Source organism: Bradyrhizobium sp. Rc3b (assembly GCF_900114915.1).
Taxonomy (GTDB): domain Bacteria; phylum Pseudomonadota; class Alphaproteobacteria; order Rhizobiales; family Xanthobacteraceae; genus Bradyrhizobium.
In genome coordinates, this window is sequence record NZ_FOUS01000002.1 from 135,072 (window position 1) to 161,996 (window position 26,925).

Sequence of the window (26,925 nt, forward strand, 5' to 3'; positions counted from 1 at the left end):
TGCTCGCGTCGTCAACGCCGGGGTTAGAAACGAAAGATCCCATAGCCGGCATCTGCCAGCTGCGCGTTGAGCGAAGCGGTGATGGCGACATCGAGCGCGTTTCGGGTGTCGTCAGGATCGATCATTCCGTCGTCCCAAGTTTCGGAAGGAGCGTTGTATCCCGACAGCTGCTGCTGATAAGCCTACAGCGTCTCGGCGCGCACGCGCTCGACCTTTTCCTGGGTGATCTAGCTACTCCAAGCCGTCGTATGTGATCTGGAGATATCCAAAGATCGCCCTTCTGACGCGGGAGATTAGAAGCGGTGCATTTGCATCGCCTCTCTGCGCCGCAGAATCGACTATGCCGCCAATGATTGCGATCAAATCGGCAGCTGCGGAGGAATGTCGAGCAGTTGACGGCAGGTCAGATCTTTCCAAACAGCTCCAAACAATGCGGACAAGTTCGTTTTTGAGGCGCTTGTCCCCGTCATTTGCAAATAGTCTTTTTCGTTCGATGTTAAGCAGACAGGTAAGCGTTGGCCGCTTCAGTTGCCGGTTCACCATCGCACTGATGAGAGACCCTAAACCGTCTCTTCCGCTCGAGAAGTCATTCAATTCGCCAAAGTCGCCGAGCAGTAAGTCTGTTTCGCGCTCTATCAAGGCTCGAGTGATCGCGTCCCTGCTCGGGAAGTACTGATAGATAGACCCAGGACTCACTCTTGCGAGGTTGGCAATGGCACTTGTGGTGTAATCCGCCAATCCTCTCTGTTCTAGTATGCATGCCGCAGCCTCAATGATGGTGGCGACTGTTGCCGCCGAGCGCGCTTGAACCGGCTTCTTCCTGGGCTCTAAAAGGCTTCGGCTCGATTTTTTGTGCATGGCTCAATTCGACATATACAGGCCATCTCGATGCGATGCGTCGCAGGCTTCATCGCGCCTCGCTTCGACCGTTGAGTACTTCTATTGATTGAGGCGTGCAAGTTCGAGGCTCAGATGTCATAGCTTCAGCTCCAAGCACGTTTTGACGATCAGCAATGTGAGCACGTGTCGTGGGTTCAGTGGGAATGTGGTCCATCCGCGGGGAAAAGCAGGCGTGGGTGAAAATTGGGAAATGCGAGTATTAAAATCGCGAGCAGCGGCTCACACTGATCTGGAGATGATGATCGAAAGTGTTATCGTCGGTATGGCGATCAGATAGGCTCGGATGATTTCGACTGGGCGTTCAATGCTGAATTACGTTTGGGCGTCCAAGGCGAATAATGGTATGAATGAGTGTGCCGGACATGCAGGACTACATCTGCAGAGAAAACGTAACGTACTGTACTCACGACGGAGTAGAGCTGCGTGGTGATCTTTACCTTCCTAAGGGAGATAGGCTTTTTCCGATCTTGATAGGTGTGCCCGGAGGAGGTTGGCGTATCTGCGTACGGGCCAGCCTTCATCAATGGGGTATTTATCTCGCCTCTCGCGGATATGGCCTATTCGTTATCGATTATCGCCTTGCGACCGCAACCCGCAAGGCCTTTCCCGAGGCGGTGCAAGATGTCGTCGCGGCCGTTCGGTTTATTCGCGGCTCAGGGGCCGAACTATCCATCGATCCACAGCGCATCGGGCTGCTAGGCGCATCGGCAGGGGCGCATCTTGCCGCACTAGCAGCGCTTGGAGGCGACACGACTGCTTTCGGTGGGGGGCATCCCGGCGATGCGTTCGCCTCAACACCAGCTGGTGTAAAGGTGCTGGTGGCTGTTTACGGAGTATTCGATCTCTTCAGACAATGGCAGGATGATGTCAGTCGCAATCCGGATCCCGAATGGAATATGACGCGCAATCTCATCGGCAGAGACCCCTATGAGGATCAGCGGAGCTATTTCGCGGCATCGCCGTTGCGGCATGTCACTTACGACAAGAACCGAATGTCGGTGTTTGTGAGCTGGGGCACATCGGACGAATTCGTAGATCCCGGACAGTCGGAGTCGTTCGTGCGCGCCTTGCAACAGGCTCGCTTCACTGTTCGAACACACAAAATACTCGGTGCCTCGCACTTTTGGTTTGGACAATCCCTTGATTTCTCGTCAGGCGAGGACACGAGCCTCGCGCCGCGCCTAGTTCAATTTCTTAACCTGGCTCTCTGACTGAATCGCGCCGTCCAGCGAGTTAGTTTCTGGATGTGCCGCTCGACGTTCGCGGCAAATGGCTTGTCTCTTCAACAATCGCTGAGCTTGGAAAGGGTCCAGGCCGACGATGTCGTGGACGCTTCAGTCTCTTATCAACTCCCTGCAACTCCATGAATACGAAGAGCGTGTTCATTATCGTCGAATACGGAAGATGGGGGGCTTACAAGACAGATGTAACCCTCAGGGATTAAAGACGCTAGTCGACAGCTCCAATCGAAACGACAGATGTCGTCGCTCTCATCCCTCCACTGCGAGACAAGAATGATCTATGCTTGGCGCACAATAGATCACCATGCCGCCACGCACCCATCGCTTCTAGGATCGCACGCGCCCTCAAGGAGGCCATCGGGATGCCGCACGATCGCACCGGCGTGGCCCATCTGAGACGTGAAAGGACCGACGAGCTCAACCTCATGACCGGCTTTGCGTAGTGCCTCATAAAGCGCCGGATCGAAGCGGTCCTCCAATTTTAGAGAAGTGCTAGCGTCCCCCCAAGCGCGCCCGAGCAGCCAGCGGGGTGCCGTGATCGCCTGCTGCAAGGGCATGCCAAAGCGGGCATAGCGCGAGAAAATTGCGCCCTGCGTTTGTGGTTGGCCTTCGCCCCCCATTGTGCCGTAAGTCATCACCCGTCCGTCTCGGAAACGGGCCAGGCCAGGAGTCAACGTATGGAACGGCTTTCTGCGCGGTTCCAGAGCATTCCAGCCGCCGCGCGACAATCGGAAACTGCTCCCTCGATTCTGCCATACAATGCCGGAGCGTGGCAGAACAAGCCCGGAGCCAAACTCGAAGTAGGTGCTCTGGATTGCACTTACAGTCCGCCCTTCATTGTCGATCACCCCGAACCAAGTGGTGTCGCCGGCAGAAGGGGACCGAGGCCAAGGCAAGGCACGGTGACTTTCGATTCGAGCCGCCATTTTGTCGAGGGCGTCGCTGTCATCCAGGAGCGCCTGCGGATCTAGCTTCATCCAGGCCGGGTCGCCCACATGCGTGTCCCTCACCAAGAAAGCTTGCTTCGTGGCCTCGACGAGACCATGCAAATGCGCAAAGCTTTCTGGCTTGTCTGCGGGAATGCGGTCGAACAAAGCTAAAATGAGCAGCGACGCGAGCCCCTGAGTTGGTGGAGCGGTGTTGAAGAGCCGGGCGCCGGAAATGTCTACCGAAAGCGGTTCAGGGCGGTCCGCCAAATGCTCGGCGAAGTCGGCCGCTGTAAGTGGACTTCCCAGCGCCTCCAGATCGGACGCAATCATCGTAGCAAGAGGACCATTATAGAAAGTTCCGAGTCCCTCGGAAGCCAGGCGGCGGAGAGATGCCGCGAGGGCGGGCTGCCGGAAGCGTTCGCCTTCCACCATCGGTCGCCCCGCACGCTCGAAAATGCTTGCGTAGGCACCGGGCAAATTCTTCAACTCCGGGCTCTTATTGGCCGCGACCTCGGCGCCATCACGGGTGAGGGCTACACCGTGCTCCGCGTATTGAATGGCGTCACGAAGTAGCCGCGAGGGAGATAAAAGGCGGCGAGGGCTCGCCTCGAGGGCTGCAGCCCATCCAGAGACTGCTCCTGCCATCGTGTTAGCGGCTAGCGGTCCGCGGCGAGGTATCTCGGCTAAATTCTCATACAAGCCGAGATTCGCGTGGCTTGCCGAGCGTCCAGAGGCGTCGATCGTATGCGTACGACCGTCAGGTTCGGCTATTAGCCAAAATCCATCCCCACCAATGCCCGTCATGTGAGGGTAGACGACTGCCAGGCAGGCGGCGACGGCAACTGCCGCCTCGATTGCGTCACCACCATCTTTGAGGACGTCGAGCCCCGTCTGGCTCGCCAAATGATGTGGTGAGACAACCATACCCCGAAAGGAGCGAACAGTGTGCAGCATTCTATGATTGTAAGGTGCCGAACGCCGCATTGAAGAATGCAGGCGCGCTGATCAAGATGAACATGTGAGCCTATGCAAAACCCATTCGAGGGCGTTCCACCCTCATCGAGAAGAGAGAACCTAGCTCAGTCTGTGGGGCAGCGTGCTTGGCTAGATCCGCGCTGTATTGTGCGTGCTTGTGTGCGATTGTAGTACTCGCGTTACAAGCGATCCCATTCGCGCGCTTTGGAGCGGGGCAAGCAGCGGGAAACGTGCAGCTACAATTGAAAGCTCACATTGTCTGTTGTGAAGCGACCTCAAATCAGCCTGAGGAAATATACCGAAGGAAGTTCACACTTATCCAGGTGGTGATGCTGCGTGAGAGGTCGTCCTATTCGTTTGTCATTCTGGACGGCGCGCGGCTCGCGATCAGCCGCTCCCGCGGTTTAGTATTGAAAAGTGCGTTCTCAAAAGAGGATCGTGAGCATTGGGCCGATGTCTAGGAATTGTCCGTACGCCGCGCGCCTGTTAGGCGGCGGAGAATGCCGTGCATTCAACCCGCGCGTCGTCCCGGTCATAAAAGCGTTTCGACGAAATCTTAGGTCTTGAGCCAGTCACTACTTGTGACGGTGTTCATCATCAGCGAGCCGCTGACGATGGTGCGCATTTCGCACTCCGACTTTATAGCCCCGCGGATTTCCCGGATCTGACGCCTGGGAATCGATCTTTCGAAGGTGCCCCGTTTGCTGCTGAGCCAACTTCACCTTCATGTCCAAATAACCCCACACCGCCGCCTCGATAGAGCGCGTTAGAGAGGATGCATCGACCTCTCCTCGTCGGCCGCTGGCGTAATTTAGCGCCTTGGCAATCTCGACTATGTCCATAGCCGTCGCTTCAGATGCGGACATTGAGAGACCGAAGCTCTTCCGTAGGAACTCTTCTAGCGAAGCTCGGATGATTGTGCCGGCGCGCGACGCTGGCATGAGCGATGCCAATCGAACTTCCTCGAAATCCAGCAATCTTGCCAACAGTGGACGTCGTACCTGATTTCGGACGGCCGCCTTAAACACCTCCCGCAGTGCCTGTCTCGGCGGGGTTAAGGCGAGCGCTGCCAAGACGGCGTCGACCATACTGGTCGTCTCGCGCTCGATGAGTGCGATGGTAACTGCGTCTTTGTTTGGAAAATACTGGTAAAGCGACCCTATGCTTACTCCGGCACGAGCCGCGATCTCGTTCGTCGTGTAGCCGTCAAAGCCGTAACGTTCAAGAATATCGGCCGCACCCTCGAGTATCGTATCCACCGTTAGGGCCGCGCGGGTTTGAGCGGGCGTTTTTCTGGGGTTCAGCCGCTGCGTGCCAACCTTTTTGGAGCCAGATGACCTCATATGAGAAATGCTCGTACCTTTTCTGGCTGTCGTCAAGGGTATCCGTTGATCCAGCGGACGTCACTGTACGCATTGCTCTGATGTTCTTTCGACGGTCTTCCCGACGGTTGCCATGCCCGAACTCGACCTTCATGTTCGGCGACGCACGCGGCAACGGTCTAGCTGAGGGGCGGGGAAGTCGTGCCAATGGCCGTGCGAATGTTGGGAGCTCCGTAGCTCGAGGACGCATAGGGATTGCATCATTCGTGATGGGACTTTCATCCGCTCGGGTCAGGAGTCGGCGCCGACTTAAGCAATCTGTTTGGTGTGCAGGCCGACTGGAGGCAGGCGGATTCTCGACAGCCGAAATGTGAGCAGGTGTGGCCGGCTCTGCGGTCAACGGCAGCATTTGCAGGAAATAACGCGAGAGCCTGATGCGAGTACCGAAATGGCGAGCAATCGCTACCCTGTGCGCATGAAAACGGAGTGACGTTCGATCGCTCAGCGACAAAACAATAATGAAGGGAGAGTTCGCGAGCGATACAATCTGGCCAGCGAGGCGGCAGCTTGAGGGTTCAAATGGATCAAGTCGCCTCCGCGCAGTTCAATCAAAGCAGCGGTTCTCAGAGCGCTCGACTACCTCGTGAAAGCGGTGGGGAAGCTTTGGTGCGCGCTAGTCGCGACCGGACAGATCGTAGCGTTGGAAGCGGCTGATCGTATTGCTGAAGACTAAGACCGAACCACTGAGAGAGGACAGTTTCGGTAAGAATCCTCTCGCCGAGCGACGTCGCCGCTGGCGTAACCAAAACGCTTTACTCAAACAACGTTACATGGGGGATATCACGTGTCTTGCTGTCATTGGAGGATCGCACTGGCGATGTTGTCCGCGACGATGCTTGGCCCAATAGGCTTTGTCAACGCGGCGGATTGGCCTGATAAGCCGGTGAAGGCTGTGCCGGCTGTCGACACTCCCTTCTTTACCGTGAATGACAACCGACTGACTTACGCATATTTGTTTGACGCTAACACTCCGTTGGCTCCGGGAGGGAAAAACGTAGCCGCGTTTACGCACTTTGACGCTTGGGCATACGGTACGAATTCTTTCAACGGCCTTTTGGCCAAAAACCAACAGGGGGACGTAGCTTCATCTTGTAGGCTACCAAATCAAGGCTGTGCCGGCTCGCTGGAATTCCACGGGTTCCTCAGGAGCACGCTCGGTTTCAATCAAGTATTTGACACCAAGGCGTTCTCTGTCGGGCCGCTACAAAACGTTTCGCTCGCGGTCGGAGGCGGCGTGCAGTTCAAGAATACATTCTCCGCAATCAACCGAAACTCGACTACCGCAGGCCTCCAATTCGACTTCGCTTTGCCTTACAAGGGATATTTCAATATTACGCCGCAAATGTACAAGGCTTGGCAGTACGCCGGGAGCTATGCGGCGATATCATTCGCACCGGCATTTCCGGGAGCTCCCAACGGATGGCTGGACTTCGACCCGACATGGTCTGTTTTCATGAGCTATTACATGCCGTTGGGTTTCTTGCCGGAGTCGATCCCGCTCTCTGTCAGTGGCAATTTCACCATCATTGGCCCAATGGGCACGGGCGCGAAGCCAGGCGTCCTTCCGGCGGCCCTGATTGCTCCCACCTTAACGGAGTACAATGGTGAGCCGGTCCGCTTGACGTTGGACGCCAGCAAAGTCCTGTGGGGTCCCAAGTATTCTCATTTCGTCGACGTGTGGGTCGCTTACAAGTATTGGCGCAATCTTCTGGGGCTTGATGACACTTCCAATCTAGCGTGCCTGTCGCTCAATTGCAGAGGATCATCTCTATACTCCGGCATTACGGTGAAGTTCTAAACACCTAGCTTGGTACGACAATCCGAAGATGTCCGGAGCCGCTCACGGCATCGAGTCAACGGCTCGGCGGCGTGGCCACGCACTCCATAGATCGAAGACGCCTCCGCTAGCAGGCCGGTCAGTTCTGCTCCTCCCTGACTTGGGCCGCCTAGCTTGTGCTAGGCGGCCCATTTCGGTCGACCCCCACGGGAATTCGCAATCGGGACCTGCTTCTGATGAAGGTCGAACGCACCAAAGGCGCAGGTTTTGCAGGAAAAGTATGATGACAACGTTCCAGGACGCGCGCGCCTTTTTGCTGAAGCATCGCACCGATTACGATACGGCGGTGAAGGGATTCCATTGGCCTGATCCTGTCCCTTTCAATTGGGCACTGGAGTGGTTCGATGCCGATCTTGCCACGAGAGAAGAGAGCAGAAACCGCCCAGCTCTGTGGATCGTCGATGCCGGCCGGAACACGGAGAACAAGCTCACCTTTGCGGAGTTGTCGCGCCGCTCCAATCAGGTCGCGAATTTCCTGCGCGCGCAAGGGCTGCGGCGCGGCGACCATCTGCTGCTGCTGCTCGGCAATGTTGTGCCGCTATGGGAGACCATGCTGGCGGCCATCAAGCTTGGTGTGGTCGTGATTCCTGCAACGACGTTACTGACGCCTGAGGAACTGAGGGATCGATTGGAGCGCGGGAGAGCTACAGCGGTGGCCGCAGGGCAGGACCAACTGAAAAAATTCGGGGGCCTGGCGACAAACAACCTCGTCCGTATCGCCGTTGGAGCGACATCGCAGCCCGGCTGGCTCGCCTACGAAGAGTCTGCGCTGGCATCGGAGAATTTCGTCCCGGACGGTCCGTCGCTGCCAAACGATCCGATGCTGCTCTACTTCACCTCGGGCACCACGGCCAAACCCAAGCTCGTGCGCCATAGCCAGCGCAGCTATCCAGTCGGCCATCTTTCGACCATGTACTGGCTTGGCCTCAGACCCGGCGACATTCACCTCAATATCTCTTCGCCGGGCTGGGCCAAGCATGCCTGGAGTTGCTTCTTCGCGCCCTGGAATGCGGGGGCTACCGTATTCGTCTTCAATCAAGCCCGCTTCGAAGCAAAAGCATTGCTCGAGGCCATCGGCCGTTTCGGCGTGACCACGCTATGCGCACCGCCGACGGTCTGGCGTCACTTCATTCAGGAGGACCTTGGCTCCTTCAAGGTGAGCTTGCGTGAGGTCTGTGGCGCAGGCGAGCCACTCAATCCGGAAGTGATCGATCGGGTGCGTGCCGCGTGGGGGCTCACCATCCGCGATGGATACGGCCAAACGGAGACCACGGCGCTGGCTGGCAATTCTCCTGGTCAGAAGATCAAGATCGGATCTATGGGGCGCCCGCTGCCCGGTTATCAAGTGCAGATTAGCGATGCTGATGGTCTTCCCGCAACCGAGGGCGAGATCACGTTTCAGCTCAACGCGGGCAGGCCGGCTGGGCTCATGCAGGGCTACCAAACCGAGGACGACGGACTTTCCGGCGTCAATGGCGTGCTTTACCGCAGCGGCGACGTCGCCGTTGCAGATGAGGACGGCTATCTCACTTTCATAGGACGGTCTGACGATGTGTTTAAGTCCTCGGACTATCGCATCAGCCCGTTCGAACTGGAGAGCGTTCTGCTTGAGCACGAGTTCGTCGCGGAAGCGGCGGTGGTCCCCAGCCCGGATCCTGTACGCCTCGCGGTGCCCAAGGCTTTCGTACTGCTCGTTTCAAGTGCCGAATGTTCACGCGATACTGTACTATCAATCTTCCAGCACCTGAATGCGCGGCTTGCGCCATTCAAGCGTATTCGGCGCCTCGAAATCGTCTCCGAACTTCCCAAAACAATCTCTGGCAAGATCCGCCGCGTCCAGCTGCGCAAGCTTGAACAGGACGCCAATGGCATCAGCCCGTTGCGTGGCCAGGAGTTCCGAGAAGAGGAGTTTCCCGAGTTGCGAATACAAAAGGGGAAAGATAGCCGATAAGCGAACTTGGAGAGCGGTCGCGGAGGCGAACACTCGGCGAGTGTGCGCTGCGCACTGAACCGTGTTCCAAAAGATGCTTGCTTGGCGCTGAACCAGAAGCCGATGCAAGCGCGGTTCTTTGTGCCTGTCGGTAGTGCTGGGATCGCGTCCCCATCCGAGCGCGCCATAGACACACATCATTCGAAGTCACGTCCGATTGGTGTGATTGGTTTTAAAACAGCGTGAGAGTGTGGTGCTCCTCGAAGCGAGAATTCACAAATTCTGTTTCGGTCAATCAACAAAGGCACGTTTTAAAATGCGGAATATTGCAATTTTCGGATCTGGTCGAGTAGGAGCGACGCTTGCCACCGGTTTGGCTGCGGCCGGGCATTCTTTGAAACTCGGCGTGCGAAACCCAGAAACGGCGCGCGGCAAATGGACGGGACCTAACGCGATGTTCGCCAGCCTGGCCGAGGCATCGCGCGACGCCTCGGTTGTTATCAACGCTACGCCCGGAGCGAGTAGCGTCGAGTGCCTTTCAGTTCTTCGCGCAGAGTTGAAGGGAAAGGTGCTGATCGATGTTGCTAACGCAACGGTACGTGGTCCGGATGGAATTCCGAGTGCCTTGCTTTACCCCAACTCGAGCTTGGCGGAAGTCCTTCAGGCAGCATTACCTTAGACCTTCGTGGTCAAGACGCTTAATACCGTGTTGTCGCCCGTGATGGCGAATCCCGATCTGCTGAGATCGCCAGCGACCGTCTTTGTGTCCGGAAACGATGACGGTGCGAAGGCGGTCACGCGGGAATTACTGCGCGACCTCGGCTGGTCGGATCGCTCCATCGAGGATCTTGGAAGGATCAATAGCGCGCGTGGTACCGAAGCACTGATCCTCCTCGCGCCCTATCTCATTCGTTCCAAAGGATTTGCAAATTTTGCGCTGAGCGTGGTGCGGTGAACCCAATCGATCGTTGATGAAGTGTGACGTCGCTCTCTGAGCGAAGTGTTGTTACTCGGCATCTTTTGCCTGCAATCAAGAGAGGCCGATTGGGTCAGTGGCGGCAAACCCGAAGGCCCGCCGAGCCGATTGTCGCTCCTCGCGCTCAACATGCGATGGTCGCTCAACGATGTGGGCGATGTCGTATTTCGCTCTTGGCAGCCGTACCCTCGGCAATCCGCGCACGATACCGAGCAGATCACGGGTTCGCTGATGAGCGTCTTGCGCTGCCCGACGAGCAGAGCTGGATGAGTGTTTCCTTTTCGATCGGGGCGTTGGTGATCGTAGGATACTTGTGCAGCTGAGCCGCTTTCGGCCTGGGCGCGATACGCTGTAGCGTTCTAATCGCATCCGTTAACTCTCGCCTAATCCAAAATGCGAGCAGACACCTCGATTGTCGAAGCGGAAGGCGCCGTGGATCGTTTGTTTTGCTGAATTTCCTGCTGTCTAGACCTCCCTTCGGAGCGCTCTCGAGCGTGCTCCAAAAGCGAGTTGTAGGAGTGAATGATTACGCAGAATATTCGGAGATCGCGAACAATTTCCAAGCTAGCAGAGATGAAGAGTCGTCGTGCCCCAAACACGCCTTAGTGGCAAATCTTCGGAGGCGCCTCGCACGCCAAGGATCATCGCCCTCAGCAGCGCTCATCCCGTCCCGACCGAGATTCGCGGCCGGCAGCTGATGACGTCGATCGTCCGCGACCCCATCGAGGGGCCACTGCAAATCGGTCCCGAAGGACCGGTCGACAATTCGACCGCTGTACACACCGAGCACATGCTGGCGTTTCCTGCCGCGCATTACGATTTCTGGACGCGGGAACTCGGCGTGGCTCGCGATGCATGGAACTGGGCCTGGTGGGGAGAGAATCTGACGGTTGATGGCGTAGACGAAGAAATGCTGCGCATCGGGGACCTGGTCAAGATCGGTACTGCCGAGTTTGAGGTCACGTCGCCGCGGATTCCTTGTTTCAAGGTGGCTTGGCGCATCGGTCAACCGGACTCCATCCTTTTGCGTATGATGGAGACGGGGCGCGTTGGTTTCCATCTGGCGGTGCTCAAGCCGGGCCTGGTCTCGCTCGGTGACGCAATCGAGGTTTCCTCTCCACAGCCTGAAAACATCACCGTCGCCGACCTGTCGCGGCTGCTGCTGTCGACCTCCATCGAAAGCGTGGAGCAGCTGAGCGCCACTTTGGCGATCCCGGCCCTCGGCAAAAAGGCGGCGGGAGCAGTCCGCCGCCGAATTGCGCTGATCGAGGATCGCGAGCGCATGCGTGTCGGCCGCTGGCGAGGGTGGCGCCGGTTCATCTTGGCGAACGCTAACGACGAGGTCGAGGGGATCCGTTCGTTCCACTTGCAGCCTGATGACGATCAGCCCCTGGCTCCCCCGGCGCCAGGCCAATTTTTGAGCGTCAAGACCCAGCGCGAGGGCGAGCCGGACCTGGTGCGCACCTGGAGCATCAGTGACGTCGACCTGCAACGGCGCCTTTACCGCATTAGCATCAAGGTCATAGAAGGTGGCGCCGGATCTCGCCGCATGGACAAGCAGTTGCAGGTGGGAGACGCCATCTGGTGTCGTCCACCCGCAGGTCAGTTCGTCCTCAATCGCAGCGGTCACCGCCGTATCGCGCTGTTCAGTGCAGGTATCGGTGTCACACCGATGATAATGATGCTGAAGGGCTACATCGAGCGGGGGCAGGGCGCGCCGCCCCTGGTGTGGATGCAGGTGGCCGTGAATGGGCGGGCTCACCCGTTCAAGCAGGAGATCTCCGCGCTGCTGGCGCAGCTCCCGGATGTTCGCCGGATCATCTATTACACGCGGCCTGATCCCGCGGATCGCGTTGGTGTTGACTACGACCGCGCGGGTCGCCCGGCGGCGGAGGATCTGCGTGAGATTTTCGGGGCGCCTTATCCGCTCAACCTGTTTGGCCGGGAGCTGCCGTTTCCCGGACAGGAGACGGAGGCCTACGTCTGTGGCCCAGAGAGCTTCCAGGATCTGGTGCGGGATTCACTGCTGGCGATCGGTGTGAAACCCGCCGACATTCGTTCCGAGGCATTCGTCGTCAAAAGAGCGGCGAACGAAGGGCAGGCGGCCCTGATCGAGAAGGCGGCGGTGCGTTTCATCCGCTCCGGGGTAACCGCCGAGTGGCACGCGGACGATGGCCAGACCTTGCTGGACCTGGCGGAGGCCGCGGGCCTGAGCCCTGCTTATGCCTGCCGCTCCGGTCTTTGCCAGAGTTGCGAGTGCGCGATCATGGCCGGTGCTGTCCAGTACGACCCGCAGCCATCGGTGCCCTTGGAGAGCGGCAAGGTGCTTATCTGCTGCGCCCGGCCGGCGACGAACGTGATCGAGCTGGATGTTTGAGCAGCCGGCAACTCCTCTCTCCATCCGACCGGGGGAGTCTTGAAAAACTGCAATTGCGATCGACGAGACTAAGGGGAGGAAATGGGATGACTTCGACGCGGGACTATTCCGAGCTCAAAGCAAATTGGCGCCTGCTGCTTGCTGCGTTTGTCGGATCGGCTGTTGGATTCCCGACGCTTCCATTCTTCAGCATTGGCGCTTTCGCGCCGACGTTCCAGCGCGTCTTCGGCTGGAGTCAAGCTGCCATTCTGGGTGGGCTGCTGCTTGCCACGGTCATGATTCTTGTCTTCGGCACCTTTATCGGAGCATTCATCGATCGGAGAGGGCCCCGCCTGATCACGATGGTCTCGCTGGTTGGCATGGGAGTCAGTTATATGGGGCTTGCCGCCTCCGACGGCTCCATGACGGTCTATTATGCCGCTTGGGTCGCTATGTGCGTCACCGGTCTCGGGGCAAGTGCCATATCTTTCACGCGCGTGATCAGCGGCGCTTTTAGCCGGCGTCGTGGGCTCGCGCTTGGCTTGGTGTTGGCAGGATCAGGTGTCTTCGCTTTGCTGGTGAAACCTTTTGCGGCATGGCTGATCGCCGCCTTCGGTTGGCGCGTTGCCCTGGTTGCCATCGGTGCTCTGCCGGTTTTGTTTGCGGCGCCGCTCGTGTGGTGGGGGTTCCCAAGAAGCTGGACAGGACCGAAAGGCGTTGTCGTGATGGGTGATACGGGGCTCAGCGTCAGGGATGCCTTGCGAAGTTGGGCTTTCTGGGTGCTGATCGTCGCCTTTATTGGCATGGGTTTTGGGATCGGCGCACCCGTGCCAAACATCGAAGCGATCCTCAACACCAAGCAGCTCGATGCGCGCGTGATCGTAAATGTGGCGGCGCTCATTGGCCTCTCCATCGTTGTGGGCCGTCTTGCTGGCGGTTGGTTGATGGATCGCTTCTGGGTCCCAGCCTTGGCTATGATCATGTTGCTCAGCGCCGCCTCGGGCTGCGTGCTGCTGTCAGCGTCCGTGGTGACGGACACCAGTGCAGGCGCCGCCATTGTATTGATCGGCCTCGCCGCCGGCGTGGAGTATGACATTCTGGCCTATCTGGTCGCCAGGTACATCGGCCTGCGCCGCTACGGATCTATCTACGGCATCTTATTCGGCATCTTCGCGATCGGAGCCGGTGGAGGGCCAGCGCTGCTTGGTCGATCTTATGATCTATCCGGCAGCTATACGACGGGCCTCTTAGCCTGCGCAGGCGCCCTGGTCGCATCCGGTCTCTGTCTCTTGTCGCTGGGTCCCTATCCTACGAAGTTCGAACCCGTTCAGGGCGCCTCGTGCCCCAGCGATGTCGAACCCCAAGCCTTCACCTCAAGCACCTGAAGCAGGCTGCCATGATCAGATTACTGAGCTACGTCACGCCGCGTTTGTGCTTGGCCTCGCTTGAGGCGACTCTAAGACCGGGTAAGCGCTCGCCGGCATACGACTCGCAAGCGCGCGTCAGCAGGGGAGATGGGCTGTGATTACAGTGCTAAGCAACGCGCGCATTTTTGACGGGGTCTCCGAAAATATCATTGAGAATGGCGCAGTGGTCATTGAAGGCGATCGGATTCGGGATGTGACATCGGGCGCTGTGCGCCTCAGCGACGCCCGTGTCATCGATTGTCGCAACCGCTATCTGATTCCCGGACTGATCGACTGCCACGTCCACGCTTGTTCACCGACGTACAATTTGCCTGTTGCGGATCATCTGCCGGCGTCCTTGCTAACGTCCCATGCGGTCAGATGGTTGAAGGGCGCGTTGCACCGAGGGTTCACCAGCGTGCGCGATGCGGGGGGTGGCGACGTCGGTCTGCATCTGGCGATCGAACGGGGGGTTATCGAGGGGCCTCGCTTCTTCTTCTCTGGGAAGGCGTTGTCGCAGACCGGAGGTCATTCGGACAACCGTCCAGCTGATTATGTCCCGCAATGCGGTTGCGCCGGCTACGCCGGCTGTACCGGACTGGTCGTGGATGGGGCCGACGCCGTGCGGCTCGCTGTCCGCGAAGAGCTGCGTAAAGGCGCCACGCAGATCAAGCTGATGCTGTCTGGGGGCGTCACCTCGCCGACCGACCCGATGTGGATGCCCCAGTTCACCGACGACGAGATCCTGGCAGCGGTCCAGGAAGCCGGTACACGCCGCGTCTACGTGATGGCGCACGCACATACCGACGATGCGGCGCGCCGCTGCGCCGCCCTCGGCGTGCGTACTGTGGAGCACGGAACAGACATAAGTCCGGAGACGGCGGCCCTCCTTGCCGAGCACGGCACCTACGTCGTTCCCACGCTGTCGCCCGCCGCGCTCCTCGAGCGGCACGGTGCGCGGGTGGGGCTACCCCCCGCTGGCGTCGAGAAAGTCAAGGGCATCATCACGCTTATGGCACGCTCCATCGAAAATCTGACTCGGGCCGGCGTAAAGCTCGGAATCGGCACCGATCTGTTCGGCGAGGAGTTTCACGTCATGCAAGGAGGTGAACTGAAATTGCGGGGCGAAGTTTCGCCGGCGATCGACGTGTTGCGCTCGGCCACCTCTATCGGTGCGGAAATTCTCCAAAAGAGTGGCGAGCTCGGGTGCATTCGCCCAGACGCTCTTGCCGACATCCTTGTTTTGGAAGGCGATCCCTTTGCGGATCTCGGACTTTTCGAGGACGCGGCGCGCAACATCCCGATGATCATGAAGAGCGGGCAGTTCGTGCGTTGCTCGCTCTGATTTCGGCGTCAGGTGGCCGCCGCGCTTCCGAGGGCCGGACAGCGGCGCAAATCCAAAATGATCAGCGAAAGGACGACGATGACCGATCCCTTGAAGGACCTGCTGGACAAGCGCGCGCTAGACGAATTGATCTTCAAAACGATGCATGCGCTGGATGCGCGCGACTGGCCTGCTTACCGGACGTCGTTCGTGGATGATGTCGCCTTCGACTTCCGCGAGCATGGCGCGGCCCCGCCTGAGGCCCGCCAAGTGATTACCGGGATAGACAACTTTCTGGCCTTGCAGCGCGCGGTGATCGAGGGCTTTGACACTGCTCAACATCATGTCACGAATATGGTGCACACGATCGATGGCGACAAAGCCGTAACCAACTCCTATCTCTATGCTGAGCATTTTCTAAACAACGACCGCGGTGATCGTAGCGTGTCGCTGGGCGGCCGTTATCAATTTGACTCGCGCCGCTATCCAGACGGCTGGAAGATCCATCGCCAGCGTTTCTACAGCCCATGGATCCGCGGCAACCCCATGCTCTATCAGATTGCCGTTGAGGTCACATCCGCGCGCGCCGCCGGCCGGTAGTGGCTGTCATGCCTGCCAAGCTCAAATCAGTGGGTCAGCTCCCTTTCATGGAATAATCGAACTGCCACGGAATCGATCGTCGAAATGAGACATCTCACGTTTCGCCAGCTGAATATCTTCGCGACGGTGGGCGACCACGAGAATCTGGCGGCCGCCGGCCGGATACTCGGCCTCTCCGCGGCGACCCTGAGCGATGCTATTCGAGATGTCGAGGCCGCGCTCGGTAAGGAAATGTTCGATCGATCATCACGCAAGATGCGGCTGTCGGCCGACGGCCGCGCACTGCTGCCTGACGCGAAAAAGCTTGTGCGTGAGGCGCATGCGCTGACGTTGCGACACCGCAGCCGATCGGTGCTTTGTATCGGCGCTTCAACGACGGTCGGGAACTATATCTTGCCGCCACTGCTCGATGATTTCGCGCTGAGGCACCCCCAAACCGAGATCACGGTGCAAGTTCGCAACACGGACGACGTCGTCAACCTGGTGGCGGAGCATGCGGTGGACGCGGCGATTGTCGAAGGGCGTGTCACCGATTCCTCGCTCGATGTTCGTGTTTGGCGAAGAGATTCGCTGGTGATCATCGCGGCGCCGGACCATCCGCTCGCGAGAAGCACCGACCCCGCGGCTCTCGGCGAAGCGAAGTGGATCCTGCGTGAGCATGGATCGAGCACGCGTCGGTCTTTCGAGACAGCTGTCGCTGATTGGCCGGTTGAGCCCTGTGTCCTTATGACCGTTGGTAGCAATGAACTCTTGAAGGCCGCCGTGATGCGCGGGCTGGGCCTCAGCTGCGTCGCGGCGTCGGCAGTGGCGGCGGAGGTCCGGCGCGGCGAGTTGGACATCGTCCCCCTGAATGGCGTCTCGTTCCAACAGACCTTGAGCATCGTCCAGCGCACCAACAAACGGTCGAGCTCGATCGTGGAAGAATTCCTGGATCTCTGCCTCGCGGCCCATGGGCCCGGAGGTGTTGAGGCGGACTCCTATTCGGGCAGAACGCTGCCTTTGGCGAGCGAACCAGCCGAGCCCGCTAACGCGAATGGCGGAAAGAAGGACCCATCGGCAATCGCGTCGGGGCGGGAATGCAACAGAAGCGGCCGTCGGAAGAGCGATCATTCCCATCTCGAAAATAGGTTGCCTATTGGTCCGTTCGCTTCGTGAATCTCTAACGTCGAGTTCGGTCATTTACTACTTCCGCCGATATCCATGGCTGGTACGCTCGGCGCAAATCAGAACTTCGGAGACGCAGTATCGCTTGCGTCGACCTGGAGCCAACACGGAGCGGAGGCGGGGCAGAGCATGAGGTTGCACGGAAACAGAGTGGGGTCGAATTGCCGTCGGGTGACCATCTATCTTGCGGAGAAGGGTCTTGACCTCGAACTCGTTGAGGTTGACCTGGCATCAGGCGAGCACAAGAGCGCGGCGTTCCGTGCGAAGAATCCAGCGGGCCTTATACCGGTTTTGGAGTTAGATGATGGAACATTCCTCGCTGAATCGTCGGCCATTGTTGAATATCTAGAGGACAAGTGTCCGGCTCCGACAATGATCGGCGGCACGCCAGAGATGCGAGGAAGGGTCCGAGCACTCGAAAGGATCGCCAGCGATCTCGCGATCGTTTCAGGTGTGATGCTTAAGCACTCCAACCCCATGTTCGCAAAGAACGTTGATCAGGTTCCGGCCGTGGCTGAGGCCGTGCAGGGGATCGTCGCTCAGCAGCTTAGCCTTCTCGAAGCACATCTCGGCGATAAGCCCTTCCTGGCGGGGGAACGACCGACCATCGCGGATATCACTCTCTTCTCCTTCACCCAGGCGTTCAGAGTTCGGATGAACACCGCTCTTACCGAAGGCTACCCGCGGCTGACCGCCTGGTACGAGCGGTTCGAAAAGCGACCGAGCGCTGTGTACCAGGTGGGCGCCTAAACGGCACGGTTGATCGTGCAAATGGCCGGATGAAGCAAGACTGAGAGAAAATATGACCAAAAAATCTGCCAGCAATGTTCATCTCGTGGGCGGGTCCTCATCGCTCCTGAATGACAAGAAGATTGCCATTATCGGCGCAGGACCATGCGGCCTGACGCTAGCGCGGCTCCTACAACAGAAAGGTGCCGACGTACGGGTCTTCGAAATGGAGCCGTCGAGCACGGCGCGTAATCAGGGCGGTTCACTTGATCTGCATGAAGACTCGGGCCAACTCGCCTTGCGTAGAGCTGGTCTGCACGAGGAGTTCGTCGCGGCATGTCGACCGGAAGGGCAAGCCATCAAAGTCGTGGACAAGCATGGCAAGATGGTCGTGGATCTGCAGCCGAAAGATGAGGCGGAAACACGTCCGGAAATCGATCGGGCCGTGCTGCGCAGCCTGCTGATCGACTCACTGGATGCCGAGACGATACAATGGGGGTGGCCGTTAGAGAGCGTCGAGCGGTCTGCGCAGGGAAATCTGCGATTGATGTTTGCGGACGGGCGGCACGTAGATGCAGATCTGGTGTTTGGATGTGATGGCGCCTGGTCGAAGGTTCGGCCGTTTGTTTCTACGACGAAACCGTATTATTGCGGAATTACGATTGCGGAAACATGGATTCCGTCAGTAGAGGCGCACCACCCTCGTGTGGCTGAGCTTGTTGGTGCCGGCATTTTTCTGGCGACGGGGGACGACAAGGGGTTGCTCGCTCAGCGGAACGGCAATGGCAGCGTTCGGGTGTACGTGCTTCTGCGCGTTCCTGAGGATTGGACGCAGCGCTGTGGGTTTGCTTTCAATCAACTCGATGCGACCCGGCAAGGCCTGTTGCAAATTTTTGAAGGATGGGCGCCACATCTACGTGAGGTGCTGACGATACCGGATATGTTTATTCCCCGCTCACTATACACACATCCCCCAAGGCAAGCCGCTTGGCTCGATCGAGCGAACGTCACGTTGCTGGGGGATGCTGCTCACGTGATGCCGTTTTTTACAGGACGGGGTGTCAATCTCGCGATGCTGGATGCGGCCGAGCTGGCCGACAATCTCACATCGGGAAAGTACCCCGACGCTGCGCAGGCTATCCGCGCATATGAAACGAGCATGTTTGACCGAATGGCCCCGGAGATCTCGGAAAACCATGCCGACCAGGACGTATTTATCTCGCGCGACGCCCCTGCAGGCATCAAGGAGCTGTTATGGCGCAGAATAGAATCAGGCCAAGAACGCAAATCAAAACCGTCGGGCGCCGGCTCCAACTCCTAGATCACCCGACTGCGATGTTGATGCAACGATGTCTCCCTCATTCCCAATTTGGGGAAAAGCAGGCGGTTCTGCAACAACGCGGCGACGGGTTCGAGCGATCTCAGAAAGATATCCCACGATGCATTCGATTTTCCATCATGTAACGCCTGTTGTTGAGTCGCCAACGATCAATCAGCGGCTAGGTCGCCGCATTATGTTTAAGATGGACTGCCATCAGCCCGCGGGGTCATTCAAGATCCGAGGCATCGGCCATGTCGTGGCGCAGCATGTTGCCGCCGGCGCTGATCATTTCATCTGCTCATCGGGGGGTAACGCAGGACTGGCGCTCGCCTATTGCACTGCGGCCCTCAAAGCGCGAGCGACAATCTTCGTCCCCGAGACCACGAAGCCGAGCGTGCATCAATTGCTCGCGAGCTATGGCGCAACGGTCCACGTAGCGGGCAAGGTCTGGGATGAGGCCGATAAAGCAGCACGTGACCACTGCGCGGCTGAAGGCGCGGTCTACGTATCGCCATTCAATGATCCCGTGCTTTGGCAAGGGCACAGCACCCTTGTTGATGAACTCGCGTTTCAGATCGAGCGACCCGACGCGGTCGTTTTGTCCGTCGGCGGTGGCGGGCTCTTATGCGGAGTGTTACAGGGGATGCACAAGCATGGCTGGAGCGACGTGCCCGTCATAGCGGCGGAAACCAAAGGCGCAGAGTCCTTTGCTGCGGCCGTTGCTGCCGGCCGCCCGGTCGCCCTGGGGGGCATTACCTCGAAAGCAACATCGTTAGGCGCCCTTAAAGTGTCCGACGAAGCCTTCCGCTGGACCACGAGGCATCCTATCCACTCTGCTGTGGTCACCGATCAAGACGCCTTCACATCGTGCCTTACATTTGCAAATGAGCTTCGTGTTCTGGTTGAGCCTGCCTGCGGCGCCGCGCTGGCAGCCGTCCAACATGGCAACTTTCCGCTCGATAAGTGCAACAACATCGTGGTGATCGCATGCGGCGGGAATGCCGTCAGCGCGGGCGCCTTGTGCGAATGGGCGACGCACCATTCGGCTTGAGGCGCTCGGCCTCTGTCCGGATGATCTTGAGAGGCCAGCATCAAGGTGGTCAACCCAGGTCAATCCTCAAACATTTGCCCGCCGACGGCGACTGACACGAAGCGATAACCGCCAACGACGGCTTCAGAGGTGCCTTCGACCGCCGTTGGGGACATACTTTTGTGACCTGGGGTGAGGTCTAGTGGTCTTATCCTCCGCTACCCGCAGTAAACGCCGCGGCGTAGCGCGCCGTCAGTTGAAGGCAGATGGCGATCGTCGATCTTGCGATCCTCGCCGTCGATGAAGCGGGATCGCGCCGAGGGGATTGAAATCATTGGGCGTAGACGGCGCCGCCATTCACGTAAACGGTGGTCGTGTTCACCCAACGCGCGTCATTGGACGCCAAGAACAAAGCCGCGTCAGCAACTTCTTCCGGTTCACCCGGTCGTGTGAAAGGGGTCGGAATGGCGGGGGCCGGGGCCGAGCCGGTCGGACCGACCGCCAGGCCCGCGATCCGGTCGGTCCGTATCAGTCCGGGGGCCAGGGTCAGGGCACGCACGCCGCGAATCGCAACCTCTCGCGAGAGGGCCCGGGTCAGCTGTTCGATCGCGAGCTTAGTGGACGAGTATAGGCAGTGCTCCGGCACAGCAAGTCGGGTCGTTCCCGAGGACAGGCTAATGATGACGCCATTGTCGCGCACACGACGGCCAGCTTCTTGAAACGTGACGATAAAGCCCTTCAGCACCTTCAACTGATGGTCGATGGCTTCCTCGGAGAGCTGAGTTGGCGCCCCTGCAGCGATTCCAGGCATCCCGGGATGAGCATTCGCGACCACGATATCCAGACCTCCGAATGCCTTTTGCCCTTCCTCGAACAGCCGGCGTACTGCCACAGGGTCCATGCTATCGCCCTGCAAAACCACGGCATCGCCTCCAGCCGCCTTTACTGCATCCGCAGTCGCATCCGCTGCAGTTTTGTTCGAGACATAGTTGACAACAACCTTCGCGCCTTCGCGCCCGTAGACCTCCGCAATCGCGCGACCGATTCCGCGTGACGCGCCGGTGATGAGCGCTACCTTATTCTCTAGTTTGCGCATTGTTTCTTTCACTTCATGAGTGTTTTACTTCTTGAGTTGTCAATTTATCAGCCCCCCATATCATGGAAAGTCGTAAAGCTCCGAACGTGCTGTAAGGAATTATCGAACCGACGAATCCGGCGCTTCGATATGCTCGGCGGTGATGGCTTGGCGATCGCAAACAGAATGAATCCGATCGAGGACGTGTTCCAGGAATTCGCTGACGCAATCCAGACGGCGGGCGATGTCAACGCATTCGAACGTCTTGCCACGCGGCTCGCGCAAAGGCTCGGCTTTCAGCGATTTGCCTATTTGCGCCTGACCGGCGAGGCGCCCGTGCTCATCTCGTCCTACCCGAAGTCCTGGACCCGCCGTTATTTTGATCTTGGATATCAAAAGCTTGATCCCGTAGTTCTCCGTGCCAAGGCCGAGCGCGACCTCTTTAGCTGGGGTGGGAGAGCTCGTGCGCCCATGGGGTCGCGAGCACAGCGTCAGTTCTTTGACGAGGCCGCAACCTTTGGCATCCGCTCTGGAATCACCGTGCCGATCAGAGGCGGTTTCGGACAGACAGCGGCCTTCACGTTGGCGACGAGCGATCGAGAGGTCGATCTCGACCGTCTTGCCGGCGAATGGAGGGACATCATTCACCAGGCGGGATTGTATTTCCATGCCCACGTCGATGCCCGGCTCGGCGCTCCGTTCGTCACGCGGCAGCTCACCGAAAGCGAGCTGACCCAGCGCGAGCGTCAGTGCCTTGCATGGACAGCGCAAGGTAAAACGGTCGCCGATATTGCGGTTCTCGTCGCGATCGCGCCGCGTACCGTCGTCTTTCATCTTGAAAATGCACGTCGCAAACTGGGGGCGGCGTCGATCGCTCAGTGTGTTGCTATAGCATTGCGCCGCGGTCTGTTGAGCTGACGGCCTCGTATCTGATTTCCAGCAGGGTAGGATAAGGAAGGCGCGTGCGTGCGGCCTTCAAGACGAAGGGCTCATTGCATTTATTCTAAAGTGGTCTAGCGTAGTCCTGCTAATCGCGTCCCACCTGCAAAATCTGACAGGCGCCTACGCGGGCGTTTTGCTGTCAAAGCCTCCTGGTAGCTCTAGGAGGTCGGTATGCACGCTATCGCGCTTCATACGTCTCAGTTTGGTCGCCATCTCGACCTTCTAACGTCGATGTATCGGCTCCGTCGGCGCGTCTTCAAAGACCGATTGGATTGGAGTGTGTCGGTATCGGGTGACCTGGAAATCGACGTCTATGATGCCTTGGGTCCCAACTATCTTCTCGTCGTCTCAGATGAGAACGAGGTTCTTGGCTGCGTCAGGCTTCTGCCGACGACTGGCCCAACCATGCTCGCCGACATCTTTGCCAATCTTCTGGGCAACAGGGCGGCGCCACGTGACGAGCGCATTCTCGAAAGCTCAAGATTTTGCGTCGACACCGAGCGCAGCGTCGATGCCGGCCGAACCGGCTTCAACCGCGCCACCTTCGTGCTGTTTGCCGCGATGCTCGAGGCGATGCGAGAAGGGGGAGCGCAATCCATCGTGACCGTCACTGATGCTCGAATGGAGCGCATCCTGAGGCGAGCGGGTTGGCCCCTGGAGCGGTTGTGTGAGCCCCAGCCGCTTGGACAGACCCTAGCGCTTGCAGGATTTCTTCACGATTCAGAACAGGCGCTCGAGGCCATGTACCAGCAAGCCGGGGTAGACGGACCGGTTCTGATCTCACTAGGTTCGGAGCGCAAGGTCGCCTGAACTTTCGGCGGTTGACAAAGTCTCGTTACATGCTGGCTGATCCGCGACAAAGCTGCGTTGTTCTCGTGAACATGACGCGAGGCGGTGGAGTCGACGCTCAGGCGTCGGCCCTCGGTCGACGCGGAAACCTCACATTGCTGCCGGCATGCCGTGAGGTCTTGGGTATCCGCCACATCGCAGTCGGCGAGTATGAACGGGACAATGTTCCCGATCAAATCGCCGCCTCTATCGAGCACTTCGATATCGATGCCTTGTCCGTTTGGCGGGATCCGCAGCTTGGAGCTTTCCTTGCGGAATCGGAGGCTAGCGTCGTCTTTCTGGGCGGATCATTTCTTGAAGAAGAGGTGCTGATCGCAGCATTGGAAGGGGTGCGGCACGGGTACGACATCCGATTGCTCTCGGATTTGTCGATCGCACGTGATGAAGCCGATCGGTCGATCGCTTTAGCTCGACTAGCCCATCATGGCATCCTCGCCACCACGATCCGGCAAGCTCTCCTTGAATGGGCTGTGTTTCTCGGCGATCAGGCTGTCAGCCGGACGGTTCAGCAATTGCTCTCGTAAATGGCGCCTCCCGCAAGCGGCCGCTTGCGGGCCGGGCTCTCGTGAACCGAGCCCGCTTTGCGGTCTCGGCCTTGCGGCTTCGATCCCTGGCGCAAACACGTCGTGCACGGATCCAGGAGCCCACATGTCGTCTATGTGATTGATGGAGCCCCACGCTCTCGCTGACGCGCCGACGATGCCTTTGAGGGCGATGCTGAGCCGGCCGCAGGCGGCCGGCGCTTTTAATGAGCCCCCGGGAGGCGGGGTGGGCTGCGCTCCCGCATAGCCCCGAACCGGCGGTCCGCAACCGCGCCTCGCTGATGCTGTCTTCGTCGCTCGTGTGCTTGGCACGGTCCTCCGCTGACGCTCCGGCCGTTCCGGTGCGGTCCACCTCTACGTTCGGGGCTTTCCGGTCGCTCTTCGCCGCCCACCCCGCCTTTCGGGGGCAGGGCGCAGAAGAGGAGCGAGCGGAGATCGTCATGTCCAACAATTCGACACGCCATCGCGCGGCCAAGCCGAAGGCAAGTCTCTATGAAGAAATCACCGCTCACATCGTTGCGGATCTGAAGGCGGGCATCTTCCCTTGGGCCCGGCCATGGGGCACTGGTGGCGGCAGTCAGGCTTTCGCTCTGCCGAGAAATGCTGCCACGGGCAAAACCTATTCCGGGATCAACGTCCTGATCCTGTGGGGACGGCTGTTCGAGTGCAGCTTTGCTTCGTCGCGCTGGCTTACCTTCCGCCAAGCCTCAAGCCTGGGCGGCACAGTGCGCAAAGGCGAGCACGGCGTTACCGTCTGCTACGCCGACCGCTTCATTCCCAAGCGCGAACACGGGGCGGCAAGCAGCACCTCTCAAGTCCAGCAGGAGACGGAAGGGGCGGCCGTTCCGTTCCTGCGGCGCTACACGGTCTTCAACGTTGATCAGTGCGACAATTTACCGGGTCATTGCCTCGCAGAACCACCACCCTTACCCGAGCGCGAGATCGTGCCGCAGGCCGAAGCGCTCACTCTCGCAACACGCGCCGATATCCGCATCGGTGGCGCACAGGCGTTCTATTCACCCTCGAAAGACACCGTCCACGTTCCGCCACAGCCCGCCTTTTTCGAGCAGATCAACTATTACCGAACTCTGTTTCACGAGCTTGGGCATTGGACTGGTCACCTCTCGCGCCTGAACCGGGAGCTGTCAGGCGCATTCGGTTCAAAACTCTACGCCAATGAAGAGCTGATCGCCGAACTGACCGCAGCCTTCGTCTGCGCTGCGCTATCGATCGAGCCCACCGTACGCCATGCCGACTATCTCGGCTCGTGGCTCAAGGTCCTTCGGGAAGATAGCCGCGCGATCTTCCGCGCCGCCAGCAAGGCCTCGAAGGCCGCCGACTTCCTGCTTGCCTTCGCAGATGGCCACGCGACCCCCGCAACCTCGACGCAAGCCGAGGTCGGCCCGTGACGACACGGCGAACCTGACTGCCCACCTTCGCTCACCTCCCGTAAACGGCCTCTCGACATCGGGTTCATCGACGAGGTCGCCTGCAATCAAATGAGCCCGTTCTCGCTAATACGGAAGCCTGACATGGAACTTCGTAACATCGCTCTCAGCAATCTCAGGATCGCAAACGTCAACGTTCGGCATAGCCGCAAAGTCCCTGATATTTCCGACATCCTGCCCTCGGTCCGGGCACGCGGTGTCCTTCAGCCCTTGCTGGTGCGGCCCCGCGACAATGTCTTCGAGATCGTCGCCGGACGACGCCGGTACTTTGCCGCAAGCAAGGTCGCCGAGGAGCGGGGCATGCCGACCGAAGACGTCCTGTTGCCATGCGCGGTTACAGAATCTGGCAGCGATGCCGACGCTCTGGAAGCGTCCCTGATCGAGAACGTGGCACGCGCCCCCATGGACGAACTGCAGGAATATGAAGCGTTTGCCAAGCTGCTGAAGCAGGGTAAGACCGTCGCGGACATCGCCCAAACGTTCGGGCAGACGGAGCGCTACATCAAACAGCGCCTTGCGCTGGCAGGTCTCAACGGCGCCATCAAGGAGGCCTAACGGAACGGCAATATCGAGCCCGAGGAGCTGCAACTGCTCGCCACCGCCACGCGTAGCCAGCAAAAACACTGGGTAGCGGCATTTGAAGCGGAGAATGGTCCGGATGGCGATGCCGATGGAGCGCCCAGAGGGCACCAGTTGAAGCAATGGCTGTTCGGGACGGAGCAGATCGCAACGACCGCTGCGTTGTTTCCGCATGAAGCCTACAAGGGCGACATCGTCACCGATCTGTTTGGCGACACCAGCTATTTTGCCGATGCCGCAGCGTTCTGGGCCTTGCAGAACGTCGCCATTGCGAGCCTCAGAGACGACCTCGGGGCCAAGGGCTGGAAGGTCTCTATGCTCGACAAGGGGACGCGCTTTCCGTCATGGCAATACGACGAGGCTTCTTTGGAGGAGGGGGGCGAAGCCTTCATCGAGGTGCGCAACAATGGTGAGGTGGAGGTTCACGAAGGCTATCGAGTTTACGCGGGCAGGTGCAGCCCGGGCAAGCCAGACAAGGCCGGCGGGGCACCGCAAGCCGCACGATCCGAACTCACCAAGGCTGCCGAGAACTATCTTGCCCTGCATCGGCATGCCATCGTCGGGGCGGAGCTATTGGTTCACCCTGGCATCGCCCTGCGCCTCGCGGTCGCGCATATGATCGGCAGTTCACCGCTCTGGAGCGTCAAACCTGACCCGCAGCGAGCGGACAAGGAAACGACCGGCCAAAGCGTTGCAGCAAGTCCGGCCCAACTAGCCCTCGATAGCGAGCAGGACACCGTTCTCGAGCTCTTGCAGATCGAGAAGAGCTATTACGGCACGGTCACGCGTGGCAATGGCGATGCGTTCACGGCAGTCAGCCTGTTTGCCAGACTTCTGGCGCTGCCCGAGGAGACCGTGCTGCGGATCCTTGCCCTGGTTATGGCCGAAACCTTGGCGGCCGGCTCGATCCTCACTGAGGCCGCAGGGCTGGCGATGAAGCCGGACGTGAAGCGGTGGTGGAAGCTGGACGACGTCTTGCTCGACCTACTCAAGGATCGGGCCGCGATCAACGCATTGCTGTCCGAGATTGCAGGCAAGGCTGTCGCGGATGCCAATGTGTCGGAGCCCGGCAAGGTGCAGAAGAAGATCATCCACGACTGCCTGAACGGCGAGGGAAGGGAGCGCGCCGACGGGTTCGTGCCGCGCTACATGAGCTTCCCGATCGGCCATTACGATCCGAACAAGACCCTCGAAATCGCACGGGCATCAGAGAGTATTAACGATTTGTTTACCTGAATTTAGGCCGCCGATTCGGACGCGGACATGCTCGCCGCGCCCGGATCTTGCGGCGTCCGAGTCGCATCGGAGTCAATCCGGCGAACAGCAAATTCCCGGAATCGAAAACGGGACGACTCATCCTATAGGTCGGTCGTGTTGACGGCAGTGCACT

At 59.1% G+C, this 26,925-nt stretch carries 23 protein-coding genes; 19 read left to right on the plus strand and 4 right to left on the minus strand.

Features of this window, described 5'->3' with window-relative positions; translation table 11 throughout:
• Window positions 1–231: 231 nt before the first annotated feature.
• Complete coding sequence (locus BM190_RS04090) at window positions 232–858, minus strand: TetR/AcrR family transcriptional regulator (protein ID WP_092252178.1); 627 nt, start codon at window positions 856–858, stop codon at window positions 232–234.
• 404 nt (window positions 859–1,262) lie between these two features.
• On the opposite strand from BM190_RS04090, the gene BM190_RS04095 reads away from it, so the two are divergent.
• Window positions 1,263–2,111: an alpha/beta hydrolase family protein gene (locus tag BM190_RS04095; RefSeq protein WP_244550585.1), complete on the plus strand. Its 849-nt coding sequence runs from the start codon at window positions 1,263–1,265 to the stop codon at window positions 2,109–2,111.
• A 329-nt stretch (window positions 2,112–2,440) separates the two neighbouring features.
• Here the strand turns inward: BM190_RS04095 and BM190_RS04100 are convergent, their stop codons facing one another.
• Together BM190_RS04100 and BM190_RS04105 are read right to left on the minus strand one after the other, a co-directional pair.
• Window positions 2,441–4,024 (minus strand): gamma-glutamyltransferase family protein, encoded by a 1,584-nt coding sequence (locus BM190_RS04100; protein ID WP_092252182.1) that lies wholly within the window; start codon window positions 4,022–4,024, stop codon window positions 2,441–2,443.
• Between the two features lie 596 nt (window positions 4,025–4,620).
• Window positions 4,621–5,424 carry a TetR/AcrR family transcriptional regulator gene (locus tag BM190_RS04105; RefSeq protein WP_210189085.1) on the minus strand — a complete coding sequence of 268 codons (804 nt, stop codon included), beginning with the start codon at window positions 5,422–5,424 and terminating at the stop codon, window positions 4,621–4,623.
• Between the two features lie 820 nt (window positions 5,425–6,244).
• Between BM190_RS04105 and BM190_RS04110 the strand changes: the two genes are divergently transcribed.
• The 12 genes from BM190_RS04110 (at window position 6,245) to BM190_RS04160 (ending at window position 20,121) form a co-directional block, all read left to right on the plus strand.
• Entirely contained in the window at window positions 6,245–7,225 is a 981-nt protein-coding gene (locus tag BM190_RS04110; RefSeq protein ID WP_244550586.1) for a hypothetical protein, read from the plus strand.
• A gap of 262 nt (window positions 7,226–7,487) precedes the next feature.
• Window positions 7,488–9,215 carry an AMP-binding protein gene (locus BM190_RS04115; protein WP_092253013.1) on the plus strand — a complete coding sequence of 576 codons (1,728 nt, stop codon included), beginning with the start codon at window positions 7,488–7,490 and terminating at the stop codon, window positions 9,213–9,215.
• 232 nt (window positions 9,216–9,447) lie between these two features.
• Window positions 9,448–9,873, plus strand: a complete 426-nt coding sequence (locus BM190_RS40925) for an NAD(P)-binding domain-containing protein (RefSeq protein ID WP_210189086.1) — start codon at window positions 9,448–9,450, stop codon at window positions 9,871–9,873.
• Between the two features lie 6 nt (window positions 9,874–9,879).
• Window positions 9,880–10,149 carry an NAD(P)-binding domain-containing protein gene (locus tag BM190_RS40930; protein WP_210189087.1) on the plus strand — a complete coding sequence of 90 codons (270 nt, stop codon included), beginning with the start codon at window positions 9,880–9,882 and terminating at the stop codon, window positions 10,147–10,149.
• Between the two features lie 718 nt (window positions 10,150–10,867).
• Window positions 10,868–12,547 carry an MOSC domain-containing protein gene (locus BM190_RS04125; RefSeq protein ID WP_092252186.1) on the plus strand — a complete coding sequence of 560 codons (1,680 nt, stop codon included), beginning with the start codon at window positions 10,868–10,870 and terminating at the stop codon, window positions 12,545–12,547.
• An 86-nt stretch (window positions 12,548–12,633) separates the two neighbouring features.
• The gene (locus BM190_RS04130) at window positions 12,634–13,911 is read left to right on the plus strand and encodes an MFS transporter (protein ID WP_092252188.1); all 1,278 of its coding nucleotides are present in this window, start codon (window positions 12,634–12,636) and stop codon (window positions 13,909–13,911) included.
• 136 nt (window positions 13,912–14,047) lie between these two features.
• Window positions 14,048–15,277 carry a metal-dependent hydrolase family protein gene (locus tag BM190_RS04135; protein ID WP_092252190.1) on the plus strand — a complete coding sequence of 410 codons (1,230 nt, stop codon included), beginning with the start codon at window positions 14,048–14,050 and terminating at the stop codon, window positions 15,275–15,277.
• A gap of 78 nt (window positions 15,278–15,355) precedes the next feature.
• A complete protein-coding gene (locus BM190_RS04140) occupies window positions 15,356–15,856 on the plus strand; it encodes a nuclear transport factor 2 family protein (protein ID WP_092253015.1) in 501 nt (166 codons plus the stop codon).
• A gap of 84 nt (window positions 15,857–15,940) precedes the next feature.
• The gene (locus BM190_RS04145) at window positions 15,941–17,011 is read left to right on the plus strand and encodes a LysR family transcriptional regulator (protein WP_092252192.1); all 1,071 of its coding nucleotides are present in this window, start codon (window positions 15,941–15,943) and stop codon (window positions 17,009–17,011) included.
• 45 nt (window positions 17,012–17,056) lie between these two features.
• Window positions 17,057–17,770 carry a glutathione S-transferase family protein gene (locus tag BM190_RS04150; protein WP_244550587.1) on the plus strand — a complete coding sequence of 238 codons (714 nt, stop codon included), beginning with the start codon at window positions 17,057–17,059 and terminating at the stop codon, window positions 17,768–17,770.
• 52 nt (window positions 17,771–17,822) lie between these two features.
• On the plus strand, window positions 17,823–19,070 hold the full coding sequence (locus tag BM190_RS04155) for an FAD-dependent oxidoreductase (protein WP_092252194.1): 1,248 nt from the start codon (window positions 17,823–17,825) through the stop codon (window positions 19,068–19,070).
• Window positions 19,071–19,188: 118 nt separating this feature from the next.
• The gene (locus BM190_RS04160) at window positions 19,189–20,121 is read left to right on the plus strand and encodes a pyridoxal-phosphate dependent enzyme (protein WP_092252196.1); all 933 of its coding nucleotides are present in this window, start codon (window positions 19,189–19,191) and stop codon (window positions 20,119–20,121) included.
• Between the two features lie 310 nt (window positions 20,122–20,431).
• Here BM190_RS04160 and BM190_RS04165 read toward each other — a convergent pair whose 3' ends face one another.
• Window positions 20,432–21,196, minus strand: a complete 765-nt coding sequence (locus BM190_RS04165) for an SDR family oxidoreductase (protein ID WP_092252198.1) — start codon at window positions 21,194–21,196, stop codon at window positions 20,432–20,434.
• Window positions 21,197–21,325: 129 nt separating this feature from the next.
• Here BM190_RS04165 and BM190_RS04170 point away from each other — a divergent pair, with 129 nt between their 5' ends.
• The 6 genes from BM190_RS04170 to BM190_RS04195 all read left to right on the plus strand — a co-directional run bounded on the left by BM190_RS04170 (window position 21,326) and on the right by BM190_RS04195 (window position 26,771).
• Window positions 21,326–22,093, plus strand: a complete 768-nt coding sequence (locus BM190_RS04170; RefSeq protein ID WP_177236902.1) for an autoinducer binding domain-containing protein — start codon at window positions 21,326–21,328, stop codon at window positions 22,091–22,093.
• A 195-nt stretch (window positions 22,094–22,288) separates the two neighbouring features.
• Window positions 22,289–22,927: an acyl-homoserine-lactone synthase gene (locus tag BM190_RS04175; protein WP_177236903.1), complete on the plus strand. Its 639-nt coding sequence runs from the start codon at window positions 22,289–22,291 to the stop codon at window positions 22,925–22,927.
• Between the two features lie 29 nt (window positions 22,928–22,956).
• Window positions 22,957–23,490 carry a cysteine hydrolase family protein gene (locus tag BM190_RS04180; protein ID WP_143109006.1) on the plus strand — a complete coding sequence of 178 codons (534 nt, stop codon included), beginning with the start codon at window positions 22,957–22,959 and terminating at the stop codon, window positions 23,488–23,490.
• A 458-nt stretch (window positions 23,491–23,948) separates the two neighbouring features.
• A complete protein-coding gene (locus BM190_RS04185; RefSeq protein WP_092252204.1) occupies window positions 23,949–24,917 on the plus strand; it encodes an ArdC family protein in 969 nt (322 codons plus the stop codon).
• A gap of 90 nt (window positions 24,918–25,007) precedes the next feature.
• Complete coding sequence (locus BM190_RS04190) at window positions 25,008–25,511, plus strand: ParB/RepB/Spo0J family partition protein (protein WP_092252206.1); 504 nt, start codon at window positions 25,008–25,010, stop codon at window positions 25,509–25,511.
• Between the two features lie 138 nt (window positions 25,512–25,649).
• A complete protein-coding gene (locus BM190_RS04195) occupies window positions 25,650–26,771 on the plus strand; it encodes a hypothetical protein (protein ID WP_092252208.1) in 1,122 nt (373 codons plus the stop codon).
• Window positions 26,772–26,925: the final 154 nt, after the last annotated feature.